Source organism: Micromonospora reichwaldensis (genome assembly GCF_031845925.1).
In the GTDB taxonomy this organism is placed as follows: domain Bacteria; phylum Actinomycetota; class Actinomycetes; order Mycobacteriales; family Micromonosporaceae; genus Micromonospora; species Micromonospora reichwaldensis.
This window is the reverse complement of sequence record NZ_JAVRFL010000039.1, coordinates 1-23,161: the sequence shown is the minus strand read 5'-3', so window position 1 is coordinate 23,161 and position 23,161 is coordinate 1. Positions and strand designations below refer to the sequence as shown.

The following is a 23,161-nucleotide window of genomic DNA, read 5'->3' as shown; positions in this document are numbered from 1 at the left end:
GTGGGCGGAGCGCGTCGTCGATCTTCCCGGTACGCCCGAATTGGATGACGCGACTCGCAACGGCGGGGCGTGGGGCTTGGCTCCTCGGTTACACCGCGTAGACTCACGACCCGTGATTCAGCTTGAGCAAGTGACGAAGACGTACCCGAAGGCGTCCCGGCCTTCGCTCGACAACGTGTCCGTCTCGATCGAGAAGGGTGAGTTCGTCTTCTTCATCGGTCCATCCGGCTCCGGCAAGTCCACCATCATCAAGTTGCTGCTGCACGAGGTCTCGCCCAACAAGGGCCGGGTCGTCGTCAACAGCAAGGACGTCACGTCGATGCGTTCCTGGAAGCGACCCCACTTCCGGCGCTCCATCGGCTGCGTGTTCCAGGACTTCCGGCTGCTGCCGAACCGCACCGCGTACGAGAATGTGGCGTTCGCCCTTGAGGTGATCGGCAAGACCAAGGCGGTCGCCCGCCGGGTCGTGCCGGAGGTTCTGGAGCTGGTCGGACTCGGTGGCAAGGAGCACCGCTACCCGCACGAGCTCTCCGGTGGTGAGCAGCAGCGGGTCGCCGTCGCCCGGGCGTTCGTGAACCGTCCGCTGATCCTGCTCGCGGACGAGCCGACCGGAAACCTGGACCCGGACACCTCGATCGAGATCATGCGCCTGCTGGACCGGATCAACCGCACCGGCACGACCGTCGTGATGGTCACGCACGACTCCAACATCGTGAACCAGATGCGCCGCCGGGTCATCGAGATCGAGAGCGGCCGCATCGTGCGCGACCAGGCCCGCGGCGTCTACGGCTGAGTCGACGCCACCCCTGCGCAGCCTGACGACGAACACCTCATGCCGGAGACCCGGAGGAAATCCCGATGCGCGTGAAATACGTCCTGTCCGAGGTACTGGTCGGACTGTGGCGCAACGTGACCATGACCATCGCGATGATCATCACGATGGCGGTCTCGCTGACCATGCTCGGCGCCAGCGGTCTCATGTACCGCCAGGTCGACGACATGAAGGACCTCTACTACAAGAACATCGAGGTCTCGATCTTCCTTACCCAGGAGGTGAGCCCTGAGCAGCGCGGCGCGTTGGAAGCCCAGCTGAAGGGCGACCCGCTGGTCAAGGAGGTCCTCTACGTCAACAAGGACGAGGCGTACAAGCGCTTCCAGGAGATGTTCCAGGACGCTCCGGACCTGCTCAGCGCCGTCAAGGCGGACAGCCTGCCCGAGTCGTTCCGGCTGAAGCTGAACAACCCGGAGCAGTACAAGAACATCTACGACCAGTACAAGGAAGTCGAGGGCGTCGACGAGATCGTCGACCAGAGCCGGCTGCTGGACAAGATCTTCGACATCCTCACCGCGATCCAGAACATCGCCCTGGCCGCCGCGATCGTGATGGCCGTCGCCGCCCTGCTCCTGGTCGCCAACACGATCCAGGTGGCGGCGTACAGCAAGCGGCGTGAGGTCGCGGTCATGAAACTGGTCGGCGCGTCGAACTGGTTCATCCAGGCGCCGTTCGTACTGGAGGCCGTGGTCGCCGGCCTGATCGGCTCGCTACTCGGCCTGGTGGCGCTCATCGCAGCCAAGTACCTGCTCTTCGACGGGTCGCTCCAGGCGCTGCAGGGCCTGCTCTCGCCGATCAGCTGGGGCGACATCCTGTTCATGTTCCCGCTGATGGCCGGCGTCGGCGGCCTGGTCAGCGCGGTCACTGCCTGGGTCACCCTCCGCTTCTACCTGCGGGTCTGACGCCCGTACGGCTCGACGACGGCCCTTCCGCGCCAGGAACAAACGGCGCGGGAGGGCGGTTGCCGTTCGGGTAGCATGATCTCCGCCCCGCGGCCGGTCACGTCCGGCGCGGATCACCGGAAGGGGGTGGCGCCGATGCCACGGGAAAAGGGACGCAAGGTCGTCGCCTCCAACAAGAAGGCCCGGCACGACTACGCGATCCTCGACACCTACGAGGCGGGCATGGCGTTGACCGGCACGGAGGTCAAGTCGCTGCGGGCCGGGCGGGCGTCGCTGGTCGACGCGTTCGCGCAGGAGCGCGACGGCGAGCTCTACCTGCACGGGATGCACATTCCCGAGTACACGCAGGGCACGTGGACCAACCACGAGCCCCGGCGGACCCGCAAGCTGCTGCTCAAGCGGCTGGAGATCGACCGGCTGGTCGGCAAGACCCGCGAGGGCGGCCTGACCATGGTGCCGTTGCAGGTCTACTTCTCCGACGGCTGGGCCAAGGTGGAGATCGCCCTGGCGAAGGGCAAGAAGTCGTACGACAAGCGGCAGGACCTCGCCAAGCGGGACGCGGACCGGGAGATCGCCCGGGTCGCCGGTCGGCGTGGCAAGGGCATGGATGACTGACGTGTCCGTCCTGTCCGGTTCGACGCGCCCGCCGGGGGCTCGGGATGAAACCCGTTGCGGCAGGCGTTACGCTTGTCAGTGCCGCCACATCGGCGGCCTGTCGAGGGGGTGACTGGTTTCGACTTCGTACGCAGCGACAGGGGAAGCGAGCCGAGGAAGCCGACGTCGTCTCGAGAATCGGTCGTCGGAAACCAATAAGCGCCAAGAACAATCGCGCTGACTTCGCTCTCGCCGCCTGAGGCGAGTAGTGAGTCTGTCGGCCTGGGAGCGCCTTCGACCCAGTTAGCCGGCATCAGCTAGAAGGCTGGCCAATCGGACCCGGTCGCGGGGTCCGTGCGGCGAGATCAATCAGCGACTGGGCCCGTCACACCAACTTGCTCGCGTGAGCGGTGGGGCCGAGTAGAGGCACAGCGAGCTGCGCTCGGAGAAGCCCTGACAAACCGGCGAAGGACCCGGGTTCGATTCCCGGCACCTCCACCACCAGACGATGCGCCCCGGTCCACCGGACCGGGGCGCATCGTCGTGTCCGGACCGGTCGGACCTGGGGCGCGCGGGCCGCACGGGACAGGCGGGACGGATGGGACCGATGAGGTCCGTCCCGCCTCTGGACAGGGCGGACGCGCGGGTCCACCATCGCTGTACGCGGTCAGACGCGACGCGGGAGGTGCCCATGGTCACCGGTCCGATCCAGCAGCCGCCCACCCCGCCCGGAGGGCTCCGGCCGCGCGCCGCGCGCCGGCTCCCCGGTACCCCGCCCGGGGACCTGCACCCGCTCGCCCGGGCGCTGGCCGTCGCGCCGGCCGGACCGCGCTGGCGGGAACGCTTCCTCGTGGGGCTCGGCCCCGTGCGACGGGGCTTCACGGAGCACGTCCGGGTCACCGAGGGGCCCGCCGGCCTCTACGCCGAGGTGCTCGGCCAGGCGCCCCGGCTGGAACGCGGGGTGCGGCTGCTGGCCCGGGAGCACGTCGCCATCACCGCCGCGCTGAGCGCCCTCCAGCGGGCGGCGGAGCTGCCGGACGCCTCGCTCGACGATCTCCTCAACCGGGCCGCGCACCTGCTACGGGCCCTCGCCCGGCATCGGCAGCGCGGCGCGGACCTGCTCTGGGAGGCGTACGAGACGGATCTCGGCGGAGAGACCTGACCAGGGGGAACCGGCGTGGGCGTACCCACGTCCAACCCACATGCGCCGTACCGCCGCCCTGCTGGGCCTTCCGCTGTTGATGATCGTCGCCGGGTGCGCGCCGGCCGGCTCCGACCCGGCCGTCGACCCGGTCGACTCCGACCCGCGTCGCGACGCCTTCGCCCAGCGGGCCACCGAGGTGGCCGACTCGTGGCGACCGCTTCCGGCGTGGAAGTCCGGTTACGTGCCGATGCAGGACCCGACGGTGCTCGTCGGCGACCCGGGCTTCACCGGGGAAACCAAGATCGCCTTCCTCAACGGCTGGTACCGCGACCAGGTCGACCTGCCCGTCGCGCAGCCCGCCGACGGCACCATCAGGTTCCCGGACGGCACGCTGACCGTCCCGCTGGTCAGCGCCGCCACCGCGTACGGGCAGCTCGACCAGGGCGATCCGCCGCCGTGCGACGGCCGCCCCAAGGACCCTGGGACCAAGCTCCCCGGTGGTGGCCCCACCATCGAGCCGGGCCCCGACGGCCCGGTGAGCAGCAACTCGCAGACCGCCTGCGTCCCGCTGACGGTCACGGCCGTGAAACTGGGCACCGCGCCGGTGCGCACCAGCCGGGGCGAGGCGCAGGTGCCGGCGTGGCTGTTCACCGTCGAGGAGATCACCGCGCCGGTGGCCCGGCTCGCCGTGGCGCCGCAGGCCGTCACCGCCCCGCCCGAGCCCGCCCCGCCCGCCCGCCCGGCCCCGGAGGGCCTGGTCGGCGCACAGGACGTCCAGTCCGTCAACGGCACCGAGCTGACCTGGCGGCTCGGCGTGGGCAGCTGCGACACCGGGATCACCCCGATGGTGCAGGAGCGCGACGACGTCGTGGTGGTGGGCGGCAGCGTGATCCGCTCCACCGGCGTGTGCAACGCGATGCTGAAGATGGAACCGGTCACCGCCACGCTGAAGGCGCCGCTGGGCGACCGGCCGATCCTCGACGTGCTCACCGGCGCGCCGCTGCGCCTCGCGACGCGCTGACGGGCGCTTCCGGGTGGCGGCTCACAGGAGGCGGGGCACCTCGGTGCTGACCGGCACCGGCAGCACCGTCGGGCCGTCGGCGCGCAGGCCGGCGGCCAGGGCGTCGCCGAGCTGCTCCGGGGTCTCCACGACGGTGGCCGTGCAGCCGTAGCCCCGGGCGATCGCGGTGATGTCCAGCCCCGGCAGGTCCAGCCCGGGCACCCCCGGGGTGTCCTTGAAGTCGGCGAAGGCCTTCAGGATGGCGTACTGCTGGTTGACCGGCACCACCACGACCAGCGGCAGGCGCAGCCGCGCGGCGGTCCAGAGCGCCTGCACCGAGTAGTGGAACGAACCGTCCCCGATCACCGCGACCACCGGCCGTCCCCGGCCGGTGTCGCGCTGCGCGAGCGCGATGCCGACCGCCGCCGGCAGGCCGTACCCGAGACCGCCGCTGGCCATCGTGAAGTACGACCCGGGGCGGGTGGCGCGCAGCCGACGGCGCAGCGCCGGCAGGCTGGACGGCGACTCCTGGACCAGGATCCCGTCGGCCGGCCAGTGCCGGGCCAGGGCCGCGAAGAGGGCGTCCGGGGCCAACGGCAGCCCGTCCGCCGGCGGGGGCGGATCCGGGCGCGCCGGCGGCGCCGGCCGATTCGCCGCCGGGAGCAGGTCGACCAGGGCGGCCAGGGCCAGCCCGGCGTCGGCGAGCAGGCTGTCGCCCACCGGCGCGCGGGCCGCCTCGTCCGGGTCGTCGGTGACGTGCAGCAGGCGGGCCCCGGCGGGCAGGTGGTCGCCCGGCACGTGCGGGTAGTAGCGGAACACCGGCGCGCCCACGACCAGCACGGTGTCGTGCCCGTCCAGCGCCTCCGAGAGCGGCCCCATCGCGAACGGGAGCACCCCCCGGAAGTGCGGGTGGTCCTCGGGGAAGGCGGCCCGCTCCGGCGCGGGTGCCGACCAGACCGGCGCGGCGAGCCGCTCCGCCAGCGCCACGGCGGCGGGCCAGCCGTCGGCCCGGTCCACGGCCGCGCCGAGCACCAGCGCGGGCGCGCGGCTGGCGGCCAGCACGGCGGCGAACTCGCTCAGCCGGCGCGGGTCGGGCGCGAACCGGGTCGCCACCGTACGCACCGGCGGTGGCGGGTCGGCCGGCTGCGCCCAGTCGTCGAGGGGCAGCGAGAGGAAGACCGGCCCGGCGGGCGGCTGCACCGCCGTCGCGTACGCCCGCATCAACGCCGCCGGGACGTCCTGCGCGCGGACCGGCTCGTGGCTCCACTTCACGTACGGCTGGGGCAGTTCGGTGGCCCGCCGGCTGGTCAGCCGGGGCTCGATCAGCAGCATCTCCCGGGTCTGCTGGCCGGCGGTGACGATCAGCGGGGTGCGGTTGTGCCACGCGGTGACGAGGTTGCCCATGCCGTTGCCCGTGCCGGGGGCGGTGTGCAGGTTGACGTGCGCCGCCCCGCCGGTGGCCTGCGCGTAGCCGTCCGCCATGCCGACGGCCGACGCCTCGTGCAGGGCGAGCACGTAGTGGAAGTCGTCCGGGAAGTCGCGCAGGAACGGCTCCTCCGTGGAACCGGGGTTGCCGAAGACCGTGGTCAGGCCGAGGGCCCGGAGCAGGTCGTACGTGGTGTCGCGGACCGTAGCCATCGCCTCTGAATCTATCCGGATGACTCAGGCCACTCGGGCTTTTCGCCGCTGCTTGAGGTGTAAGGAAGGGGCCCTTCCTATACAGAAAACGATAGGAAGGTGCCCTTCCTTACACCTCAGGGGAGCGCGAAGGGGAGGGGGATGCCGTCCAGTGCGCGCCCGCAGGCGCAGTCCCGTTCGGCCGGCAGCGCGGCGACGGCCGCCAGCAGCAGGCCCCGCAGCCGGTCGGTGTTCTCCCCGAAGACCCGGAACACCTCCTCCTGCGTCACCGCGCCGCCCCCCTCCACGCCCGCGTCGAGGTCGGTGACCAGGGCGATCGAGGAATAGCAGAGGGCCAGCTCGCGGGCCAGCACCGCCTCCGGGTGGCCGGTCATGTTGACCACCGTGCCGCCGATCGAGGCGTACCACCGCGACTCGGCACGGGTGGAGAAGCGCGGACCCTCGACCACCACCACCGTCCCGCCGTCCACCGCGGGCACGTCCCGGCCGGCCGCGGCGGCCAGCAGCGTACGCCGGCCCGCAGGGCAGTACGGGTCGGCGAAGGAGACGTGCACCGCGCCCCGGTCGTAGTAGGTCTGCGTCCGTCCGCTGGTGCGGTCGATCAGCTGGTCGGGCACCACGAACGTGCCCGGCCCGAGGTCCGGCCGCAGGCCGCCCACGGCGCAGGGGGCGAGCACCTGGCGTACGCCGAGGGAGCGCAGCGCCCAGAGGTTGGCCCGGTAGGGGATCAGGTGCGGTGGGTGGCGGTGGTCCCGGCCGTGGCGGGGCAGGAACGCCACCCGCCGGCCGCTGACCTCGGCGATCGTGACGGCGTCGGACGGCGGCCCGTAGGGCGTCTCCACCACGTGCTCGGTCGCGTTGTCGAGCAACGCGTAGAGCCCCGAACCGCCGATCACCGCGAGTTCCGCCGTGGGACCCATCGGCCCTCCCTCGTGTCCGCCGATCTACCGCACGTCAGACCTTAGCCACCGCCCCGGGGGCAAGCTATGGTGCCAGGCATGGCGTTCACAGCGCGGATGACACCGGTGCCCCCGGGCGTCCCGGTCCGGTCGGTCTGACGGGTGTCCGGCATGCAGGGAGAGGGGCAGGCGATCGGCGGGCGGGCGACGGGGTCGATGACCGGGCGGCTGCTGGTCGCGACGCCGGCGCTGAAGGACCCGAACTTCGACCGTACGGTGGTGCTGCTGGTGGCGCACGAGCCCGGCGGCGCCCTCGGCGTGGTGCTCAACCGGGCCACCGAGGTGCCGGTCGCCGACGTGCTCGGTGACTGGAGCGACCTGGCCCGCGACCCGGCGGTGCTCTTCGAGGGCGGCCCCGTGCAGCCCGACTCGGCGATCTGCCTGGCCCGGATGCGCCACCCGGTGCAGCGGCTCAGGGGATTCCACCAGGTCTCCGGGGCGGTCGGGACCCTCGACCTCTCCGTCGACCCGGGGCCGCTGCGGGAGGGCATCACCGGCATCCGGGTCTTCGCCGGCTACTCCGGCTGGGGCACGGGGCAGTTGGAGCAGGAGATCGAGGACGGCTCCTGGTTCGTGCTGGACGCGCTGCCCGGCGACGCCTTCGTGGACCGGCCGGACGACCTGTGGCCGATGGTGCTGCGCCGCCAGGGCGGCATGATGGCGGCGGTCGCGCACTTCCCGCCGGACGTGGCGCTCAACTGAGCCGCGCCCGGGGTGGGCCCCCGCGAGATGACCATGCGGCGGTCGCTGTGTATAGTTCTCTCGTGCCCGGGTGACGGGGACGAGGCAAGGGGCCGTGGCGCAGCTGGTAGCGCACCACACTGGCAGTGTGGGGGTCAGGGGTTCGAGTCCCCTCGGCTCCACCAAGTTCCACCGCAGGTGGAACGGTGGAATCCATCGGCGTTAGGCGATGGATCGCGATCTTAGGGTCGCGGGAATGATTGTGGGTTCGGATACCTCAGGTATCCGAACCCATTTTCGTGGCCATCGTCGGGACGGCAGCGCCGAGATCGCCGGTCATGGCGTGGTCGTCCCGCCGACATCAGCGCGCCGGGCATCCGCCGCCGTGCGCGACCGGTTCCTCGTCCAGTCTCCCCGCAGGCTCTCCGCGCGGTGCGGTCGGCACCTCGCAGTTCGCGCCGGCAGCCCGGCAGGGGGCAGTGCGGCGGTCCCGCCGGTGTCCCACCGGCATCGCCGCTCATTCCGGAGTCCGTAGATCGAGGAAATCCACCCCGACGCAGGGGGTCACCCGGTGACCCCCGAACAGCCGTCGGCCCAAGAAGTGTCCTGACCTGTCGCGTCCGGGCGTCGATCATGACAGTTGTCGTATTCATCGTTCTCCCTCGATCTGTGCCGCGGTCCATGCCGCCGCGCCAGCGCCACTCCCAAGGAGGTAGCAATGACCAGAACCGATCGATCTTCTCGGCGGCAGCGCCCGCTGATGTGGGTGGCCATCCTCTTCACCAGCCTGGTGGCGGCCACGCTCCAGGCCGGCCCGGCGTCGGCGCACGGCGCGCACAGCGACTGGGAGCAGCCGCACCTGGCCGACATGCACACCTGGACGCCGTACCACGGCATCGAGGACGAGGAGTTCTGCGTCCAGATCATCGGCGGCGCGACCCACTCGTACGCGCTCTCCCGGATCAAGTCCGCGCTGTTCGAGACCGGAACGCCGAGCTGGCACCTGATGGCCAAGTCCGACGGCACCACCGACGTAAGGATCGACCTCCGGCCCATGGACAACCCCTGCTCCTCGTACGGGGAGCGGCGGTCGCAGATCGACTACGAGTACTGGGTGCGGCCGAACAACGTTGTCGTTCCGAGATGCGGCTCCGACAACGTCAGCTGCGTGACCTTCGACGTGCAGACCCGGGCGGCCAGCGGCAGCCACGTCCACTACGAGTGGGGTTACGTTCACATGGACGCCGACCACCTCGGCTCCGACACGCTCATCAACCATGAGACCGGGCACATCTTCGGCCTGATGGACGGCGGCCCGAACGTCAGCTACCACGGCGGCTGCCCGTCCAGCCTCATGCACCTGGCCTACTACGGATGCAGCGGCAACGCGGGCCTGACCAAACCGACGAACAACGACATCTCCTCGGTACGCACGGTCGCCAACCGCTGAGGAGCGTCCCGATGTCAACGAGGTTGCCCCGGCTCGCAGCGTACGGCGTCCTGGCCGCACTGCTTGCGCTCTTCGTCGGGCTGTTCGTCGAATCCCGGCGCTCCGCCGCAGTCCCCAGCGTCGACCCGAAGAGCGACCTGATCGTGAGCAACCGGGACCGGCTGCGAGTGTGCGCCGACATCCGGGTGGCAGACCAGGGGCAGGTGACGGACCGGCTGACGGCGGGTCTCGGACAGGTGCGTCGGCATCCGCACTGGGAGCTGACCGACTTCGGCGACCGAACCCCCGCCCTGGAGGGCGGTTGCCAGGCCGAGCTGCCACAGGACGGGGTGGCCAAGGGCGTCGTGGTGGGGCCCGGTGTCACCGCGCGTCCCGGGCCCTACCGCACCGTCGTCGTCGTCCTCGGCGGCGAGGAGGCCGACCGGCTCCTGGGCGGGCAGCGGGCCGCCCTGGCGCCGTACGAGTTGATGGAGCTGAAGCCGGGCACGACCGCGACGGTGACCCAGGCCGTCGTGGTCCGGGACACCTTCGTCGGCTCCCCGGAGTTCGTCAAGGACTACCTGACCCCGGCGATCGGTCTGCACCCCGAACCGGGCCCGAATCACGAGGAGGACCACCACCATGAGACGAGCTCGTGAGCTCATCGCCGTGGCGGCGCTCGTAGCCGCCGCCGTGTTGGCGCCGGCCCAGCCCGCGTCCGCCGGGCTGAGCAGCCCGGCGCGCGGCACCACGGTCAAGGCGGCCGAGGGGGTGCACCTTCGTACCGGGCCGGGGACCTCGTACGGCTCGATCGCGGTGGTGCCGGTCGGCCACACCGCCACGGTGCTCAGCCCCACCCCCTCCAACAGCTTCTACCAGGTCAACTACCAGGGCTCGGTGGGGTGGACCCACGGCTCGTACTGGGACGCGACACCGGGCCTGGTGGTCAACGGCCACCGGATCAGCGCCGACGAGGAGAAGTGGGTCCGCTGGATCGCCGCGAACACGATGCCCCGCATCGCCGGCACCCGGTCGACCCGCCTGGTCAACGCGTCCCGGGTGACCTGGTGGTCGCTGAAGGAGGCCGCGCTGGAGATGGACAACGTCCACCCCTACTCGCACTGCGGCGGACTCATCGGCCCGCTGGCGCTGTGCCCCAGCGGTGCGGCGTGGCAGGTGGGCATCGCGGCCGTGCAGGTGCCCAACTTCTCGCTCAGCGAGAACGAGGCCGTCGCGCTGCAGCTCTACCCGGGCTGGACCGTACGCCAGGTGCTCGCGCACACCGCGTCCTACTCCGGATACCCGTCCGGAACCGCGACCCACGACGCGATCGTGAACTCCACCGGCAGCCTGCGTAACTCCTGGTTGCTGCGTAACCACGGGGTCGGCTTCACGCAGGTGACGAAGGACGTCGCCCGTGAGTGCGTGACCGGGAGCCTCTACTGGTGCTACGGCACCGGATGGCTGGAGAGCCGGCTCTACGCGCCGAACAAGGCCGCCTCCCTGCGGGTGATCGGTGAACTGAACGCCATCCTCGACGGCCTCGCGCCCTGAGGTGGCACCGGGTTGGTCGAGCGCGGCTCAGTGCTCGACCAACCCGTCCTCCACCAGCCGCTGGTAGAGGTGGACCTTCGTCGGGCAGGCGCGGCCCGCCGACCGGTACTTGCCCCGGGCCCGGTCGATGTACTGCTTGACGGTCTGCGGACTCAGGCCCATGAGGCGGGCCACCGAGGGCAGCGAAAGACCGCCCTGCGCGTAGAGCCGGCTGGCCAGCGTCTCCTGCGGGCTCAGCCGCACGTCGGCCGCCACGACCACCAGCTCACGGGCGAGTCGTGCGGGGATGAGCAGGTCTCCCGCCGCGGCCGCCCTGATCGCCCGCACCGCCGCGCCCGCCGGGGCGGTCTTGCTCAGCAGACCCGCGGCACCGTTGCCGAGCGCCACCCGGGCCAGCCGTCCGGACATCCGCACGGCGGTCACCACGACCGTCCGTCCCGCCTCGGTCAACGCGAGGATCTCCCGGGGCAGGGCGGGACGGTCGGGTTGCCCCGCGTCGAGCAGCACCACGGTGGCGTCGCGTCCCGGACCGGCGAGCAGGGTGTCCACATCCGGTGCCGAGCCGATGACGACGATGGCGCGGTCGGCCGCCAGCCAGCCGGCGAGGCCGTGCCGGGTCGGCTCCTGCTCGTCCACCAGCGCGACCGAGATGACGCGCTCGGATCGACGTGCCAAGGCCGGCCTCCTCGGGTGGTGCCTAACCTGGCCCGCGACACCAGGAGGCGAAGGTAGGCGTGCCCGGCCCGGTTGGGCGAACACCCAACTCTCAGCGCCGTTCGCCCGAGCCCGTCGGGGGCGGGGCCTCCTCGTCCACGATGATCGTGAGGAGCAGCCCGAGCTTGCCGGGGTCCGGGAAGAAGTCCCAGCCGTCCTCGTCAACGATCTTCCAGCGCACCTGGGCCGTGCCGCCCATGCACTGGGTCCGCAGGGGAACCTCGATGTCGACTACGCCGCCCTGGTCGGTGTCGTCGATCCGCACCCGCGACGGCGACCACGGGATGCCGTGCCCGAACGGTGAGCCGACTCGGGCCAGCCAGCGACCCCGCCAGGGTACGGAACCGACGTTGCCGACCCGCCACACCTTCCGGAACGTGAAGTCCGGTGGCAGCACCGTGCCATCGGGGACCGTGACATCCCGGACGAACCGCACCGCGTCGCCGGGTACCGGGTAGCGGCTGTCCGTGGCCGGGCGCGGCAGCGCCCGGCGGTTCGTGCGGGCCGCGATGTACGCCGACCACAGCAGCCCGTCGGCGCCGAACACCTCCTCGTATCGCTCGATGAGCCCCACGCCAGGCCGGTCCCGCCCGCATTCGACGTGGCTCAGGTGCCCCTTGCTCACCCTCAACACCTGAGAGGCGTCGGTGAGCGACATCCCCGCGCCAGCACGAAGCGAACGCATGATCTCGCCGACGACGGTCCAGTTCGACTTGCCACCCACCCGCGCAGAGTATTTCGACCAGAATCGATCCTCAAGGTGCCTCGGTGGCGCTGAGGAAGAGCGGTTACCTCCTGTGCGCCCCGAGCATTACCGCCGCCCTGCGCGGATCGGAGTACGCAGCAGGGTCCTCGTCTGTTCCCGGTCGGCCACGGACCGTCGGGGCGTCGGGGCGTCGGGGCGTCGGGGCCACGGACCGACGGGGCGACGGGGGCGACGGGGCGACCAGAATAGGGGTCCCGTTCGCAGAAGAGGCGTTGTCGCCCATCGGGTCATCTGTCACGATCGCCGCACTGGAGGCCTTTCCCCGCCCGGTGGTTGGGCTCAATCCCGTGCGGCCAGCGAAGGAGCCGATGGTGGACCACCCCCACGCGTTGACAGCCGAGCAACTGGACCAGTTCCGGCGCGACGGGCACCTGATCCTGCGGGGCGTGCTCCCGACCGGGACGCTGGACGCGCTGCACGGCTCGTTCAGCCGCGTCGTGGACCACCTCGCCCGGCAGTGGCAGCAGCGCGGGGTGATCACCGAGACCTTCGCGGACCTGCCGTACGACCAGCGCTACCTGCGCCTGATCGAGTCCAGCCAGGTCCGCGTACCGGCCGCCTGGCGGCGGATCCTGGTGGGACGGCCGGTGTACGACCTGTGGCGCACCCCCGAGCTGCTCGGCCCGGTGCGCAGCCTGCTCGGCGACGAGGTCTACGCGCACGGCGTCTGGAACGCCCGGCCGCGCGACCCCCACGGCCGCACCCAGCAGGTCGCCTGGCACCAGGACGCCTACTACTACAAGGGGTGGGACGCCTCGGTCGGGCCGCTGCTGTCGGTGTGGATCCCGCTGGTGCCCGTCGACGAGGACTCCGCCTGCCTCCAGTTCGTCACCGGCTCGCACACCCGGGGCTGGATCTCCCGCGACCGCCTGCCCAACGGCGAGTACGGCACGTCGGACGAGGCCGTCGGGGACGGCCCCGTCAGCACCGCCCGGATGGAGCCCGGCGACGTGGTGATCTTCACGGACACCACGCTGCACCGCTCGACGCCCAACGTGTCGGACCGCATCCGGTGGAACATCGACATCCGGTTCGCCCCGGCGGTCGACGAGGTGATCCGGAACTCGCCGCGCGGCTACCGCTGCTTCAGCGCCGCCGACCCGGCACAGGTCGAGTCGTTCGAGACCTGGGCCGGCCGGTACCGGTACGAGCCGGAGGACCTGCTGACGGAGCTGACGAACTTCGAGGAGGGCTACGACCTCGACGTGCTCAGGGCGTTCTCCCGGGCGTCGCCGTACGCCGACATCTACTGAGGGACGCCGCGGCTCAGCCGAGGTGGCGCTCGATCTCGGCCAGCTCCTCGGCGCCGAGGTCCAGGTCGTCCAGGGCGGCGACGTTCGCCTCCAGCTGCGGCACGCTGCTCGCCCCGATGATCAGGCTGGTCATCCGCGGGTCGCGCAGCGCCCAGGCGAGCGCGAGCTGGGCCAGCGACTGGCCGCGCCGCTCGGCGATCGCGCCGAGCGCCCGGATGGTGGCCATCTTCTCCTCGCCGAGGTCGCTCTCGCTGAGGAAGACGCTGGTGCGTACCCGGGAGTCCGCCGGGATGCCGCCCAGGTAGCGGTCGGTGAGCAGGCCCTGGGCGAGCGGACTGTACGCGATGCAGCCCGCGCCGACGCGCTCCAGCGTGTCCAGCAGGCCGTCGTCCTCCGTCCAGCGGTTGAGCATCGAGTACGACGGCTGGTTGATCAGCAGCGGCGTGCCCAGGTCGCGCAGGATCGCGGCGGCCCGCTCGGTCTGCGCGGAGTCGTAGTTGGAGACGCCGACGTAGAGCGCCTTGCCGGCCCGGACGACGGCGTCGAGGGCGCCCATCGTCTCCTCCAGCGGGGTGTCCGGGTCGAAGCGGTGCGAGTAGAAGATGTCGACGTGGTCCAGCCCGAGGCGGCGCAGCGACTGGTCCAGCGAGGAGACCAGGTACTTGCGGGAGCCCCACTCGCCGTACGGGCCGGGCCACATCAGATAGCCGGCCTTCGTGGAGACGACGAGTTCGTCCCGGTACGGCCGCAGGTCGGTGGCGAGCATCCGGCCGAAGTTCTCCTCGGCGCTGCCCGGCGGCGGTCCGTAGTTGTTGGCCAGGTCGAAGTGGGTCACGCCCAGGTCGAAGGCGCGGCGGACGACGTCGCGCTGCCGCTCGTACGGCCGGTCCGGGCCGAAGTTGTGCCACAGCCCGAGCGAGATGGCGGGCAGCCGTAGTCCGCTGCGCCCGCTGCGCCGGTAGGTCATCTGGTCGTAGCGCTCATCCGCGGCGAGGTAGGTCACGGTCACCGACCCTATCCCCGCCGGTGGCGGGCGTGCGCGGCGAACGGGCCTGCGACAACGGACGCCGGGGTAGTTTCGGGACCATGCGCTTCGTCCCGCTCGACACCCCCAAGCCCCTGTCCAAGATCGGCCTCGGCACCTGGCAGTTCGGGTCCCGGGAGTGGGGCTACGGCCCCGAGTACGAGCGCCGGGCCGCCGACATCGTCCGGCGCGCCGTCGACCTCGGCATCACCGTCTTCGACACCGCCGAGCTGTACGGCTTCGGCCGCAGCGAGCGGATCCTCGGCGAGGCGCTCGGCGACGACCGGCCGAAGGTCGTACTCGCCACCAAGATCTTCCCGATCCTGCCGGTCGCCCCGGTGGTGCAGCAGCGGGCGGTCGCCTCGGCCGCCCGGCTCGGCGTCACCCACCTCGACCTCTACCAGGTGCACCAGGCCAACCCGCTGGTCGCCGACCACACCACCATGCGCGGCATGCGCGCGTTGCAGGACGTCGGGCTGGTCGGCGAGGTCGGCGTCAGCAACTACGGCCTGCGCCGCTGGCAGGTCGCCGAGGCGGCGCTCGGCCGGCGGGTGCTCAGCAACCAGGTCCGCTACAGCATGGTCGACCGCGGGCCGGAGCACGACCTGCTGCCGTACGCGAAGCAGGCCGGCCGTGTCGTCATCGCGTACAGCCCGCTGGCCCAGGGCTTCCTCTCCGGCCGGTACGACGCGAAGAACCCGCCGAGCGGCGCGGTACGCCGGGCCAACCCGTACTTCCTGCCGGAGAACCTGGAGCGCGGCGCGACGCTGATCGAGACCCTGCGGCAGGTGGCCGACGCGCACGACGCGACGCCCAGCCAGATCGCCCTCGCCTACCTGCTGCGCCACCCGAACGTGCTGGCCATCCCCGGCGCGTCCGGCGTGGAACAGGTCGAACGCAACGCGGCTGCCGCCGACATCGACCTGGCCGACGACGAACACGCCGCGCTGGCCCGCGCGGCGAAGGAGTTCCGCCCGATCACCGGCCTGGCGGCGGCGCCCCGCCTGATCCGGGCCCGAGCCGGAAGGTGAGCCGATGGACGACATCACCGCACTGATCCTCGACGACCACGCGGCCTTCCGGCGGGGCTTCGCCCGCCTCGACGACGCCCGCGACGAGCACGAGCTGCTGGCGATCTGGGACGCGCTCGCCCTGCACCTGGACGTGCACGCCGAGGCGGAGGAGGCGATCCTCTACCCGCACCTGGTGCGCCACGGCGACGACGGCGAGGCCGAGACCGTCGACGCGATCGGCGACCACAACAAGATCCGCGACGCCGTCGCCGAGTCCAAGCTGCACCCGGTGGGCTCCGACGAGTGGTGGGCGGCGGTGCGTACCGCCCGCCGGGAGAACAGCGAGCACCTCGCCGAGGAGGAGGACGAGGCGTTGCCCGACTTCCGCCGGCACGCGAGCGACGAGCTGCGGGCCGAGCTGGGCCGCCGCTGGCTGACCTTCCACGGCGAGCACAAGTTCGGCCGCGACCTGGCCTTCGCCGACAAGGACCCGCAGCGCTACGTCGACGAACACCGCCGCTGACCGAACACCGCCGCGGACGCCGATCTCCCCGACGCGGGGGAGTCGGCCCGGGGCGCGACCGGGACAGAATGGGCGGGTGAAGCCCCGCACGGTCCTCGCCCCGCTGACGGCCGGCAGCACCTGGCGGCGCGGCGTGTTCCTGCTGCTCGGCGGGGTGCTCGCGCTGCCGTACGCGCTGCTGGCGGTGGCCTTCGCCCAGCTGCTGACCCGGTCGGACATCCCCCGGCCGCTGGTGCTGGCGCTGCTCGGCGTCGCGGCGGTCATCGCGGCGGTCCCGGTCTTCCTCGACGGCCCCCGGGCGCTGGAGATCGCCGCCGCGCGGACCCTGCTCGGCGTCGACCTGCCGGACCCGACCCCCGGGCACGTCGCCGACCGGGAGACCCGGCTGCGCTCGGCGCTCTGGATCGGGCTGCATCTGGTCAGCGGCGGGCTGGTGGTGGCCGCCCTGTTCAGCGCCGTGCCGATGGCGCTGGCCTTCATCGGGCAGCAGTTCGGGCTCGACACCGGCGTGACCGGCGGCGACCGGTTCGGGCCGCTCGACGGGCGGGACACCGGCTGGCTGACCCTCGCCGGCGTCGTCGTGCTGGTGGCGCTCGGCTACGCCGTGGCCGGGCTGGGCGCGCTGGCGGTGTCGATGGCCCCGGTGCTGCTCGGCCCGGCCCAGGCCGAACGGATCGCGGCCCTGGAGGCGCGCAGCGCCCGGCTCGCCGAACGCAACCGGCTGGCCCGGGAACTGCACGACTCGGTGGGCCACGCCCTCACCGTCGCCACCCTCCAGGCCGGGGCCGCCCGCGAACTGCTCGACCGGGACCCGGAGTTCGTCCGGCGCGCGCTGGGCGCGATCGAGGAGGCCGGGCGGACCGCCATGGACGACCTGGACCACGTGCTGGGGCTGCTCCGCGAGCCCGACGGCCGGCGGGCCACGCCGCAGCGTACGCTCGCCGACCTGGACCGGCTGGTGGCCGACACCCGCGCGGCCGGCCTGCCGGTCGACGCCCGGCGCACCGGCGACCCGGCCGACCTGCCGGCGGCGGTCTCCCGGGAGGGCTACCGGATCGTCCAGGAGGGGCTGACCAACGCGGCCCGGTACGGGCGGGGACCGGTCACGCTGCGCCTCGACGTGCACGCCGACGCGCTGGAGCTGGAACTGGACAACGCGGTCAGCCGGCGCCGCCGCGCCGACCCGGGGCGGGGCGGCCGGGGCCTGGACGGGATGCGGGAGCGGGTGCTGCTGCTCGGCGGCCGGCTGACCGTCGGGCCGGACGGTGACCGCTGGCGCATCCGGGTGCGACTGCCGTTCGAGAGGACTCCATGACGACCGGAACCGCCACGACCACCGGCGTGCTGATCGTCGACGACGACGAGCTGATCCGGGTCGGGCTGCGGGCCATCCTCGACGCCCAGCCCGACCTGCGGGTGCTCGGCGAGGCCGCCGACGGCGCGGAGGTGCCGCCGCTGGTCGCCCGGCTGCGCCCCCGGGTGGTCCTGATGGACGTGCGGATGCCCGGCATCGACGGCATCCAGGCCACCCGGCGGCTGCTCGCCACCTCCGCCGACCCGCCCCGGGTGCTGGTGGTCACGACGTTCGCCAACGACGAGTACGTCTACGACGCGCTCCGCGCCGGAGCGAGCGGCTTCCTGCTCAAGCGGGCCCGGCCCGCCGAGGTGGTGGAGGCGGTCCGGGTCGTCGCGCGGGGCGAGTCACTGCTCTTCCCCGCCGCCATCCGCCGCCTCGCCGGGGCGTACGGGGGGCGGGGCGCCGACCGGCTGGCGGCCGCCCGGCTCACCGACCGGGAGGCCGAGGTGCTGCGGCTGATGACCACCGGGCTGTCCAACCCGGAGATCGCCGCGCACCTGGTGGTCGGGGTGGAGACGGTGAAGACCCACGTCGGCAACGTGCTGGCCAAGCTCGGCGTCCGCGACCGCACCCAGGCGGTGATCGCGGCGTACGAGTCGGGGTTCGTCACCCCGTCGGGCTGAGCGTTCCCTCCCGAGGGGGAGCCGGTTCACCGCCGCACGGGAGGGCGGGCGAGGCCCGCCGGACGAGGCTGGGAAGCATGACGACGACCAGTGTTCCCACCCATCGCCCGGCCCCGAGCCGGCTGGACCGGCTCGCCCCGCTGGCCGCCGGCTGGCTCGGCCTCTGGGGGCTGCTCGCCCTGGTCTCCGCCGTCACCGGTGCCGGCTACCCGTTCGGGGCGAACGATCCGGTCGACGGCGAGGCCAATCTGCTCCGGCTGGTCCCCACCGACGTCGGCGCGCCGCTGTTCGCCGTGCTGCTGCTCGGCGCCGCCGTGGCCGCGCTCGCCATGACCGGACCGGCCCGCCGCCGGGCCCGACCGCTGAACACCCTGCTGTCGGCGTACGCCTGGACTGTCGCGTTCCTGCTCGCCGTCGTCGTGCCGGACGTGAAGGTGCTGGTCATCCTCGGCTACCTCCCGATCCTGATCGTCGGCGCGCCGTTCGGCTGGCCGCCGGTGGACTACGCCGACGTGTTCACCTGGGCGTTGTTCGCGCGGTGTGCGGCCATGGTCGGCGGGGTGCTGCTGGCCGGGGCGGTGCTGCGCTGGCAGCGGCGCACCGCCGGCGCCTGCCCGACGTGCGGGCGCGACGGCGCCGACCACGGGTGGACCTCACCCGACTCGGCCGCCCGCTGGGGGCGCGTGGCGGCCTGGACCGCGGCCACCGTTCCCGCCCTGTACGCCCTCACCCGGCTCGCCTGGGCGGTCGGCGTTCCGCTCGGCATCGAGCGGTCGTTCCTCGACGAGATGCGCGAGTCCGGGCTGGTCTGGGCGGGCGCCGGGCTGGGCGGCTTCGCCCTGGTGGGCGCGGTCCTCACCCTCGGGCTGGTGCAGCGGTGGGGCGAACGGTTCCCGCGCTGGATGATCGGCCTGGCCGGGCGCCCGGTGCCGGTCCGGCTGGCCGTCGTCCCGGCGACGCTGGTGGCGGTGGCGGTCACCGCGGCGAGTCTCGGCCTGCTCGCCACCCCCGCCTTCTGGGACTTCTCCGGCGGGTTCAGCCTCGCCACCGCGCCGATGCTGCTCTGGCCGTTCTGGGGCGTCGCGCTCGGCGTCGCCACGTACGCGTACCACCTGCGCCGTCGGGGCACCTGCCGGAGCTGCGGACGCGGCTGAGACGGGGGTGCCCGGTCGACGGACCGGGCGCCCCCGTTCCGGTGAGCTAGCGTTGGTCGGGTGACTGCGCCTTTCCCGGTTACCCCGGCACCTCCGGCCGACCTGCCCGGCACGCTCGGCGAGCTGCGGGCGGCCGGCCACGCGTACCGCACGGTCAAGCAGGAACTCCGCGACAACCTCCTGGCCCGGATGCGTTCCGGCGCCGACCGCTTCCCCGGCATCGTCGGCTACGACGACACGGTGCTGCCCGAGGTCGAGCGGGCGCTGCTCGCCGGGCACGACATGGTGCTGCTCGGCGAGCGGGGCCAGGGCAAGACCCGACTGATCCGTTCGCTGGTCGGCCTGCTCGACGAGTGGACCCCGGTGATCGTCGGCTCGGTGCTCAACGAGCACCCGCTGCACCCGCTCACCCCCAGCTCGCGGACGCTGGTCGCCGAGGCCGGCGACGACCTGCCGGTGGCGTGGCTGCACCGCTCGATGCGCTACGGCGAGAAGCTGGCCACCCCGGACACCAGCGTCGGCGACCTGATCGGCGACGTCGACCCGATCCGGATCGCCCAGGGGCGCACCCTCGGCGACCCGGAGACCATCCACTTCGGCCTCGTCCCGCGTACCAACCGGGGCATCTTCGCGGTCAACGAGCTGCCCGACCTGGCCGAGCGGATCCAGGTCGCGCTGCTCAACGTGCTGGAGGAGCGGGACATCCAGGTGCGTGGCTACCAGCTGCGGCTGCCGCTGGACCTGTTCCTGGTGGCCAGCGCCAACCCGGAGGACTACACCAACCGGGGCCGGATCATCACCCCGCTGAAGGACCGCTTCGGCGCCGAGGTGCGTACCCACTACCCGGTCGACCTCGACCTGGAGCTGGCCCTGATCCGGCAGGAGGCCGACCTGGTCGCCGAGGTGCCGGAGCACGTGCTGGAGGTGCTGGCGCGGTTCGCCCGCGCGGTGCGAGAGTCGCCGTCGGTGGACCCGCGCTCCGGGGTCTCCGCCCGCTTCGCCATCGCCGCCGCCGAGACGGTCGCCGCCGCCGCGCTGCGCCGCGCCGGCCTGCTGGCCGCCGCCGGCACGGTGCCCCCCGCCGAGCGGTTAGGAAGGGCACCTTCCACATCAGAAAGCGATAACAAGGTGCCCTTCCTTTCATCCGAGGGGGCGGTGGCTCGGGTGGGGGACGCGGTGTCGGTGACCAGCACCCTGCGCGGCAAGGTCGAGTTCGAGAGCGGCGAGGAGGGCCGGGAGGTCGAGATCCTCGGCCACCTGCTGCGGACCGCGACCGCCGAGACGTTCCGGGCCCGACTGGCGGGGCTGGACCTCTCCGGCTTCACCGCCCTCGTCGACGAGGACGCGGTGATCGAGACCGGCGAGCTGGTCAGCTCCGCCGAGCTGCTGCGCCAGGTGGGCACCGTGCCCGGCCTGGCCAAGGCGCTGGACCGGCTCGGGCTGGGCGACGCGCCCACCCCGGAGCAGGTCGCGGCCGGCGTGGAGTTCGTCCTGGAAGGGCTGCACCTGACCCGCCGGCTCGGCAAGGACGTCACCGACTCCGGCCGGACCCGCTACGGCGGCCGGGCCTGAGCATGGCCGGCGACCGGTTCCGGTACGGGCAGTGGCGGGGCGGCCCCGACCCGCTCGCGCCCCCGTACGACGTGCGGGGGGCGGTGGACGCCGTCGGCGCCGAGGTGCTGGCCGGTGGCAGTCTCCGGGAGGCGCTGCGGAGCCTGCTGCGGCAGGGGCCCCAGGGGCGCGGCGGCCTCGACGACCTCGCCGCCCGGGCCAGGCGGCTGCGCCGGGAGGCGTTGCGCCGGGGCGACCTGGACGGGGCCGTCACCCGGGCCCGGGCCCTGCTCGACCAGGCGCTGGCCGCCGAGCGGGACGAGCTGCGCGGGCGCGGCGACGACGACGCGCGGTTCGCCGAGGCGGTGCTGGACAACCTGCCCCGCTCGACGGCCCGCGCCGTGGAGGAGCTGACCGGCTACCGGTGGAGCAGCGACGAGGCCCGCCGGACGTACCAGCGGATCCTCGACGGGCTGCGCGACGAGGTGCTCGGCCAGCGCTTCGCCGGGCTGCGCGACGCGGTGCGCGCCTCGGCGGACCCGGCCGCGCAGCAGCGGCTGTCCGAGATGATGCGCGACCTCAACGACCTGCTGGCCCGGCACGCCCGGTCGGAGGACACCACCGACGCCTTCGCCGAGTTCATGCGCCGGCACGGCGCGTTCTTCCCCGAGCAGCCGACCGACGTCGACGAACTCGTCGACGTGCTGGCCCGGCGCTCGGCCGCCGGTGAGCGGCTGATGCGCTCGCTCTCCGACCGCCAGCGCGAGGAGCTGGCCGGCCTGATGCGGCAGTCGCTCGGCGACCGGCTCGCCGGGGAGCTGTCCGCGCTGGACGCCAACCTCCGGGCGCTCCGCCCCGACCTGCACCGGGGCCCGGGCGAGCGGGTGCGGGGCGAGCGGCCCCTCGGATACGGCGAGGCCGCCGGCGCCCTCGGCGAGATCGCCGAGCTGGACGAGTTGCTGGACCAGCTCGACCAGGAGCATCCGGGCGCCACCCTGGACGACGTCGACGTCGACGCGGTGGCCCGGACGCTGGGCCGCGACGCCGCCGACGATGTACGCCGGCTGCGGGAGCTGGAGCGGGAGCTGCGCCGGCAGGGTTGGGTGAGCCGGGACGCCGACGGGCTGACCCTGAGCCCGAAGGCGCTGCGCCGGCTCGGCGGCACGGCGCTGCGGCGGGTCTTCGCGGACCTGACGGCCGGGCCGCGCGGCCAGCACGACCTGCGCTCGGCGGGCGCCGCCGGCGAGGTCAGCGGCGGATCGAGGCCGTGGGAGTACGGCGACGAGCAGCCCCTGGACGTGGTGCGGACGCTGACCCGGGCGGTCCACCGCGCCGGCTCCGGTGTGCCGGTCCAGCTGGCCGTCGAGGACTTCGAGGTGGTGGAGACCGAGCGGCGGGCCTCGGCGGCGGTGGTGCTCTGCGTCGACCTCTCCTACTCGATGATCTCCCAGGGCCGGTGGGGCCCGATGAAGCAGACGGCGCTGGCACTGGCGCACCTGATGGCCACCCGGTTCCCCCAGGACGCGTTGCAGATCGTCGGCTTCGGCCTGGAGGCGCTACCGCTGACCCAGCAGGAACTGGCCGCCGTCGAGCCGGACCTGCGGCAGGGCACGAACCTCCAGCACGCGCTGCGGCTGGCCGGCCGGCACCTGCGGCGGCACCCGGACGCCGAGCCGGTGGTGCTGGTGGTCACCGACGGGGAGCCGACCGCCCACCTGGACCCGGACGACGGGGAGGCGCTGTTCCACTGGCCGCCGCTGCCGGAGACGATCGCGGCGACCGTGGGCGAGGTGGACCGGCTCACCCGCTACGGGGCCACGCTCAACCTGTTCATGCTCGGCGACGATCCCGGCCTGCGCCGCTTCGTCGACGCCGTGGCCCGCCGCTCGAAGGGCCGCATGTTCACCCCCGACCTGGAGGATCTCGGCGAGTACGTGGTCTCCGACTACCTCCGCACCCGGCAGCCCCGCCGTCGCTGACCTGGCGGACTCGACGGGCCCGGGCTGCTGCGCCCCGTGTCCAGGCCTGGGGCAGGGCCGGGCCGGTGCATGGGCCGGGCCGGTGGAGGCCTGGCCCCTGGGTGGGTTGCTGCCTCGGACGCTGTCGAGCTGCCCCGTTGGTGAGACCACGGCCCGTCCGGGGCCGCAGGGCGGTTCGACGCGGGGCTGCGGGGCGGGTTCGACGCGGGGCTGCCGAGGCGGGCCAACCTGCGCGTGGCCGGCAAGAGCGGGCCAACCTGCGCGTGGCCGGCAGGCGGGGCCAACCTGCGCGTGGCTGCCGAGCGGGCATGTGTGGCTGCCGTGGCGGGCCAACCTGTGTGGCCGTGAGCCACCCCCGCTTTCATGGAGCTTCTTGATCATGGTCTGATGGCCGTGGGGAGGAAGTCGTCCGTGGCAGCACCGAAGAAGTACCCCGATGAGCTACGTCAGCGCGCTGTGCGCTTGTACCGC

The 23,161-nt window shown here is 72.9% G+C and carries 22 protein-coding genes, 1 tRNA gene and 1 other RNA gene; 19 read left to right on the top strand and 5 right to left on the bottom strand.

Annotation, left to right across the window (positions count from 1 at the left end; all coding sequences use genetic code 11):
- The first annotated feature begins 112 nt into the window (after positions 1 to 112).
- From ftsE to RM555_RS25745, 6 genes are all read left to right on the top strand, one after another.
- Positions 113 to 793, top strand: a complete 681-nt coding sequence (gene ftsE / locus RM555_RS25770; RefSeq protein ID WP_089001878.1) for a cell division ATP-binding protein FtsE — start codon at positions 113 to 115, stop codon at positions 791 to 793.
- A 65-nt stretch (positions 794 to 858) separates the two neighbouring features.
- Entirely contained in the window at positions 859 to 1,734 is an 876-nt protein-coding gene (gene ftsX, locus RM555_RS25765; protein WP_311414172.1) for a permease-like cell division protein FtsX, read from the top strand.
- Between the two features lie 135 nt (positions 1,735 to 1,869).
- Positions 1,870 to 2,349, top strand: a complete 480-nt coding sequence (smpB, locus tag RM555_RS25760; RefSeq protein WP_311414171.1) for an SsrA-binding protein SmpB — start codon at positions 1,870 to 1,872, stop codon at positions 2,347 to 2,349.
- A gap of 104 nt (positions 2,350 to 2,453) precedes the next feature.
- Positions 2,454 to 2,829, top strand: a transfer-messenger RNA (tmRNA) gene (gene ssrA, locus RM555_RS25755).
- A 190-nt stretch (positions 2,830 to 3,019) separates the two neighbouring features.
- Positions 3,020 to 3,490, top strand: a complete 471-nt coding sequence (locus RM555_RS25750; protein ID WP_311414170.1) for a hypothetical protein — start codon at positions 3,020 to 3,022, stop codon at positions 3,488 to 3,490.
- A gap of 40 nt (positions 3,491 to 3,530) precedes the next feature.
- Positions 3,531 to 4,493 carry a hypothetical protein gene (locus tag RM555_RS25745; RefSeq protein ID WP_311414169.1) on the top strand — a complete coding sequence of 321 codons (963 nt, stop codon included), beginning with the start codon at positions 3,531 to 3,533 and terminating at the stop codon, positions 4,491 to 4,493.
- A 21-nt stretch (positions 4,494 to 4,514) separates the two neighbouring features.
- Here RM555_RS25745 and mdlC read toward each other — a convergent pair whose 3' ends face one another.
- Both mdlC and RM555_RS25735 read right to left on the bottom strand, forming a co-directional pair.
- Entirely contained in the window at positions 4,515 to 6,110 is a 1,596-nt protein-coding gene (gene mdlC / locus RM555_RS25740; protein ID WP_311414168.1) for a benzoylformate decarboxylase, read from the bottom strand.
- 116 nt (positions 6,111 to 6,226) lie between these two features.
- Positions 6,227 to 7,030, bottom strand: a complete 804-nt coding sequence (locus tag RM555_RS25735) for an S-methyl-5'-thioadenosine phosphorylase (protein WP_311414167.1) — start codon at positions 7,028 to 7,030, stop codon at positions 6,227 to 6,229.
- Between the two features lie 150 nt (positions 7,031 to 7,180).
- On the opposite strand from RM555_RS25735, the gene RM555_RS25730 reads away from it, so the two are divergent.
- The 5 genes from RM555_RS25730 (at position 7,181) to RM555_RS25710 (ending at position 10,733) form a co-directional block, all read left to right on the top strand.
- Entirely contained in the window at positions 7,181 to 7,771 is a 591-nt protein-coding gene (locus RM555_RS25730; protein ID WP_089001872.1) for a YqgE/AlgH family protein, read from the top strand.
- An 88-nt stretch (positions 7,772 to 7,859) separates the two neighbouring features.
- Positions 7,860 to 7,935 (top strand) — tRNA-Ala (locus RM555_RS25725).
- A 533-nt stretch (positions 7,936 to 8,468) separates the two neighbouring features.
- Positions 8,469 to 9,200, top strand: a complete 732-nt coding sequence (locus tag RM555_RS25720; protein WP_311414166.1) for a hypothetical protein — start codon at positions 8,469 to 8,471, stop codon at positions 9,198 to 9,200.
- An 11-nt stretch (positions 9,201 to 9,211) separates the two neighbouring features.
- Entirely contained in the window at positions 9,212 to 9,838 is a 627-nt protein-coding gene (locus tag RM555_RS25715; RefSeq protein WP_311414165.1) for a hypothetical protein, read from the top strand.
- Positions 9,822 to 10,733 carry an SH3 domain-containing protein gene (locus RM555_RS25710; RefSeq protein ID WP_311414164.1) on the top strand — a complete coding sequence of 304 codons (912 nt, stop codon included), beginning with the start codon at positions 9,822 to 9,824 and terminating at the stop codon, positions 10,731 to 10,733. Before RM555_RS25715 ends, RM555_RS25710 begins: the two co-directional genes overlap by 17 nt.
- A 27-nt stretch (positions 10,734 to 10,760) precedes the next feature.
- Here the strand turns inward: RM555_RS25710 and RM555_RS25705 are convergent, their stop codons facing one another.
- Both RM555_RS25705 and RM555_RS25700 read right to left on the bottom strand, forming a co-directional pair.
- A complete protein-coding gene (locus RM555_RS25705) occupies positions 10,761 to 11,408 on the bottom strand; it encodes a hypothetical protein (RefSeq protein WP_311414163.1) in 648 nt (215 codons plus the stop codon).
- A gap of 91 nt (positions 11,409 to 11,499) precedes the next feature.
- Positions 11,500 to 12,171: an NBR1-Ig-like domain-containing protein gene (locus tag RM555_RS25700; protein ID WP_311414162.1), complete on the bottom strand. Its 672-nt coding sequence runs from the start codon at positions 12,169 to 12,171 to the stop codon at positions 11,500 to 11,502.
- 353 nt (positions 12,172 to 12,524) lie between these two features.
- Here RM555_RS25700 and RM555_RS25695 point away from each other — a divergent pair, with 353 nt between their 5' ends.
- The gene (locus RM555_RS25695) at positions 12,525 to 13,466 is read left to right on the top strand and encodes a phytanoyl-CoA dioxygenase family protein (RefSeq protein WP_311414161.1); all 942 of its coding nucleotides are present in this window, start codon (positions 12,525 to 12,527) and stop codon (positions 13,464 to 13,466) included.
- Positions 13,467 to 13,479: 13 nt separating this feature from the next.
- Here the strand turns inward: RM555_RS25695 and mgrA are convergent, their stop codons facing one another.
- Entirely contained in the window at positions 13,480 to 14,475 is a 996-nt protein-coding gene (mgrA, locus tag RM555_RS25690) for an L-glyceraldehyde 3-phosphate reductase (protein WP_311414160.1), read from the bottom strand.
- A gap of 77 nt (positions 14,476 to 14,552) precedes the next feature.
- Here mgrA and RM555_RS25685 point away from each other — a divergent pair, with 77 nt between their 5' ends.
- From RM555_RS25685 to RM555_RS25655, 7 genes are all read left to right on the top strand, one after another.
- On the top strand, positions 14,553 to 15,521 hold the full coding sequence (locus RM555_RS25685; RefSeq protein ID WP_311414159.1) for an aldo/keto reductase: 969 nt from the start codon (positions 14,553 to 14,555) through the stop codon (positions 15,519 to 15,521).
- Between the two features lie 4 nt (positions 15,522 to 15,525).
- Positions 15,526 to 16,026, top strand: coding sequence for a hemerythrin domain-containing protein (locus RM555_RS25680; RefSeq protein WP_311414158.1), 501 nt, complete (start codon positions 15,526 to 15,528; stop codon positions 16,024 to 16,026).
- 76 nt (positions 16,027 to 16,102) lie between these two features.
- Complete coding sequence (locus tag RM555_RS25675) at positions 16,103 to 17,341, top strand: sensor histidine kinase (RefSeq protein WP_311414157.1); 1,239 nt, start codon at positions 16,103 to 16,105, stop codon at positions 17,339 to 17,341.
- Positions 17,338 to 18,006: a response regulator transcription factor gene (locus RM555_RS25670; RefSeq protein WP_151455165.1), complete on the top strand. Its 669-nt coding sequence runs from the start codon at positions 17,338 to 17,340 to the stop codon at positions 18,004 to 18,006. The genes RM555_RS25675 and RM555_RS25670 overlap by 4 nt, the downstream gene beginning before the upstream one ends.
- 77 nt (positions 18,007 to 18,083) lie before the next feature.
- Entirely contained in the window at positions 18,084 to 19,160 is a 1,077-nt protein-coding gene (locus RM555_RS25665) for a hypothetical protein (RefSeq protein ID WP_311414156.1), read from the top strand.
- A gap of 60 nt (positions 19,161 to 19,220) precedes the next feature.
- Positions 19,221 to 20,732: a magnesium chelatase gene (locus tag RM555_RS25660; protein WP_311414155.1), complete on the top strand. Its 1,512-nt coding sequence runs from the start codon at positions 19,221 to 19,223 to the stop codon at positions 20,730 to 20,732.
- Positions 20,733 to 20,734: 2 nt separating this feature from the next.
- Complete coding sequence (locus RM555_RS25655) at positions 20,735 to 22,690, top strand: vWA domain-containing protein (protein WP_311414154.1); 1,956 nt, start codon at positions 20,735 to 20,737, stop codon at positions 22,688 to 22,690.
- The last annotated feature ends 471 nt before the right edge of the window (positions 22,691 to 23,161 follow it).

Excerpts from the sequence above, each read along its gene's own strand:
- ftsX (WP_311414172.1), top strand. The coding sequence starts at position 859 with ATGCGCGTGAAATACGTCCTGTCCGAGGTACTGGTCGGACTGTGGCGC.
- smpB (WP_311414171.1), top strand. The coding sequence starts at position 1,870 with ATGCCACGGGAAAAGGGACGCAAGGTCGTCGCCTCCAACAAGAAGGCC.
- RM555_RS25750 (WP_311414170.1), top strand. The coding sequence starts at position 3,020 with ATGGTCACCGGTCCGATCCAGCAGCCGCCCACCCCGCCCGGAGGGCTC.
- RM555_RS25745 (WP_311414169.1), top strand. The coding sequence starts at position 3,531 with ATGCGCCGTACCGCCGCCCTGCTGGGCCTTCCGCTGTTGATGATCGTC.
- mdlC (WP_311414168.1), bottom strand. The coding sequence starts at position 6,110 with ATGGCTACGGTCCGCGACACCACGTACGACCTGCTCCGGGCCCTCGGC.
- RM555_RS25735 (WP_311414167.1), bottom strand. The coding sequence starts at position 7,030 with ATGGGTCCCACGGCGGAACTCGCGGTGATCGGCGGTTCGGGGCTCTAC.
- RM555_RS25730 (WP_089001872.1), top strand. The coding sequence starts at position 7,181 with ATGCAGGGAGAGGGGCAGGCGATCGGCGGGCGGGCGACGGGGTCGATG.
- RM555_RS25720 (WP_311414166.1), top strand. The coding sequence starts at position 8,469 with ATGACCAGAACCGATCGATCTTCTCGGCGGCAGCGCCCGCTGATGTGG.
- RM555_RS25715 (WP_311414165.1), top strand. The coding sequence starts at position 9,212 with ATGTCAACGAGGTTGCCCCGGCTCGCAGCGTACGGCGTCCTGGCCGCA.
- RM555_RS25710 (WP_311414164.1), top strand. The coding sequence starts at position 9,822 with ATGAGACGAGCTCGTGAGCTCATCGCCGTGGCGGCGCTCGTAGCCGCC.
- RM555_RS25685 (WP_311414159.1), top strand. The coding sequence starts at position 14,553 with ATGCGCTTCGTCCCGCTCGACACCCCCAAGCCCCTGTCCAAGATCGGC.
- RM555_RS25680 (WP_311414158.1), top strand. The coding sequence starts at position 15,526 with ATGGACGACATCACCGCACTGATCCTCGACGACCACGCGGCCTTCCGG.
- RM555_RS25670 (WP_151455165.1), top strand. The coding sequence starts at position 17,338 with ATGACGACCGGAACCGCCACGACCACCGGCGTGCTGATCGTCGACGAC.
- RM555_RS25665 (WP_311414156.1), top strand. The coding sequence starts at position 18,084 with ATGACGACGACCAGTGTTCCCACCCATCGCCCGGCCCCGAGCCGGCTG.
- RM555_RS25655 (WP_311414154.1), top strand. The coding sequence starts at position 20,735 with ATGGCCGGCGACCGGTTCCGGTACGGGCAGTGGCGGGGCGGCCCCGAC.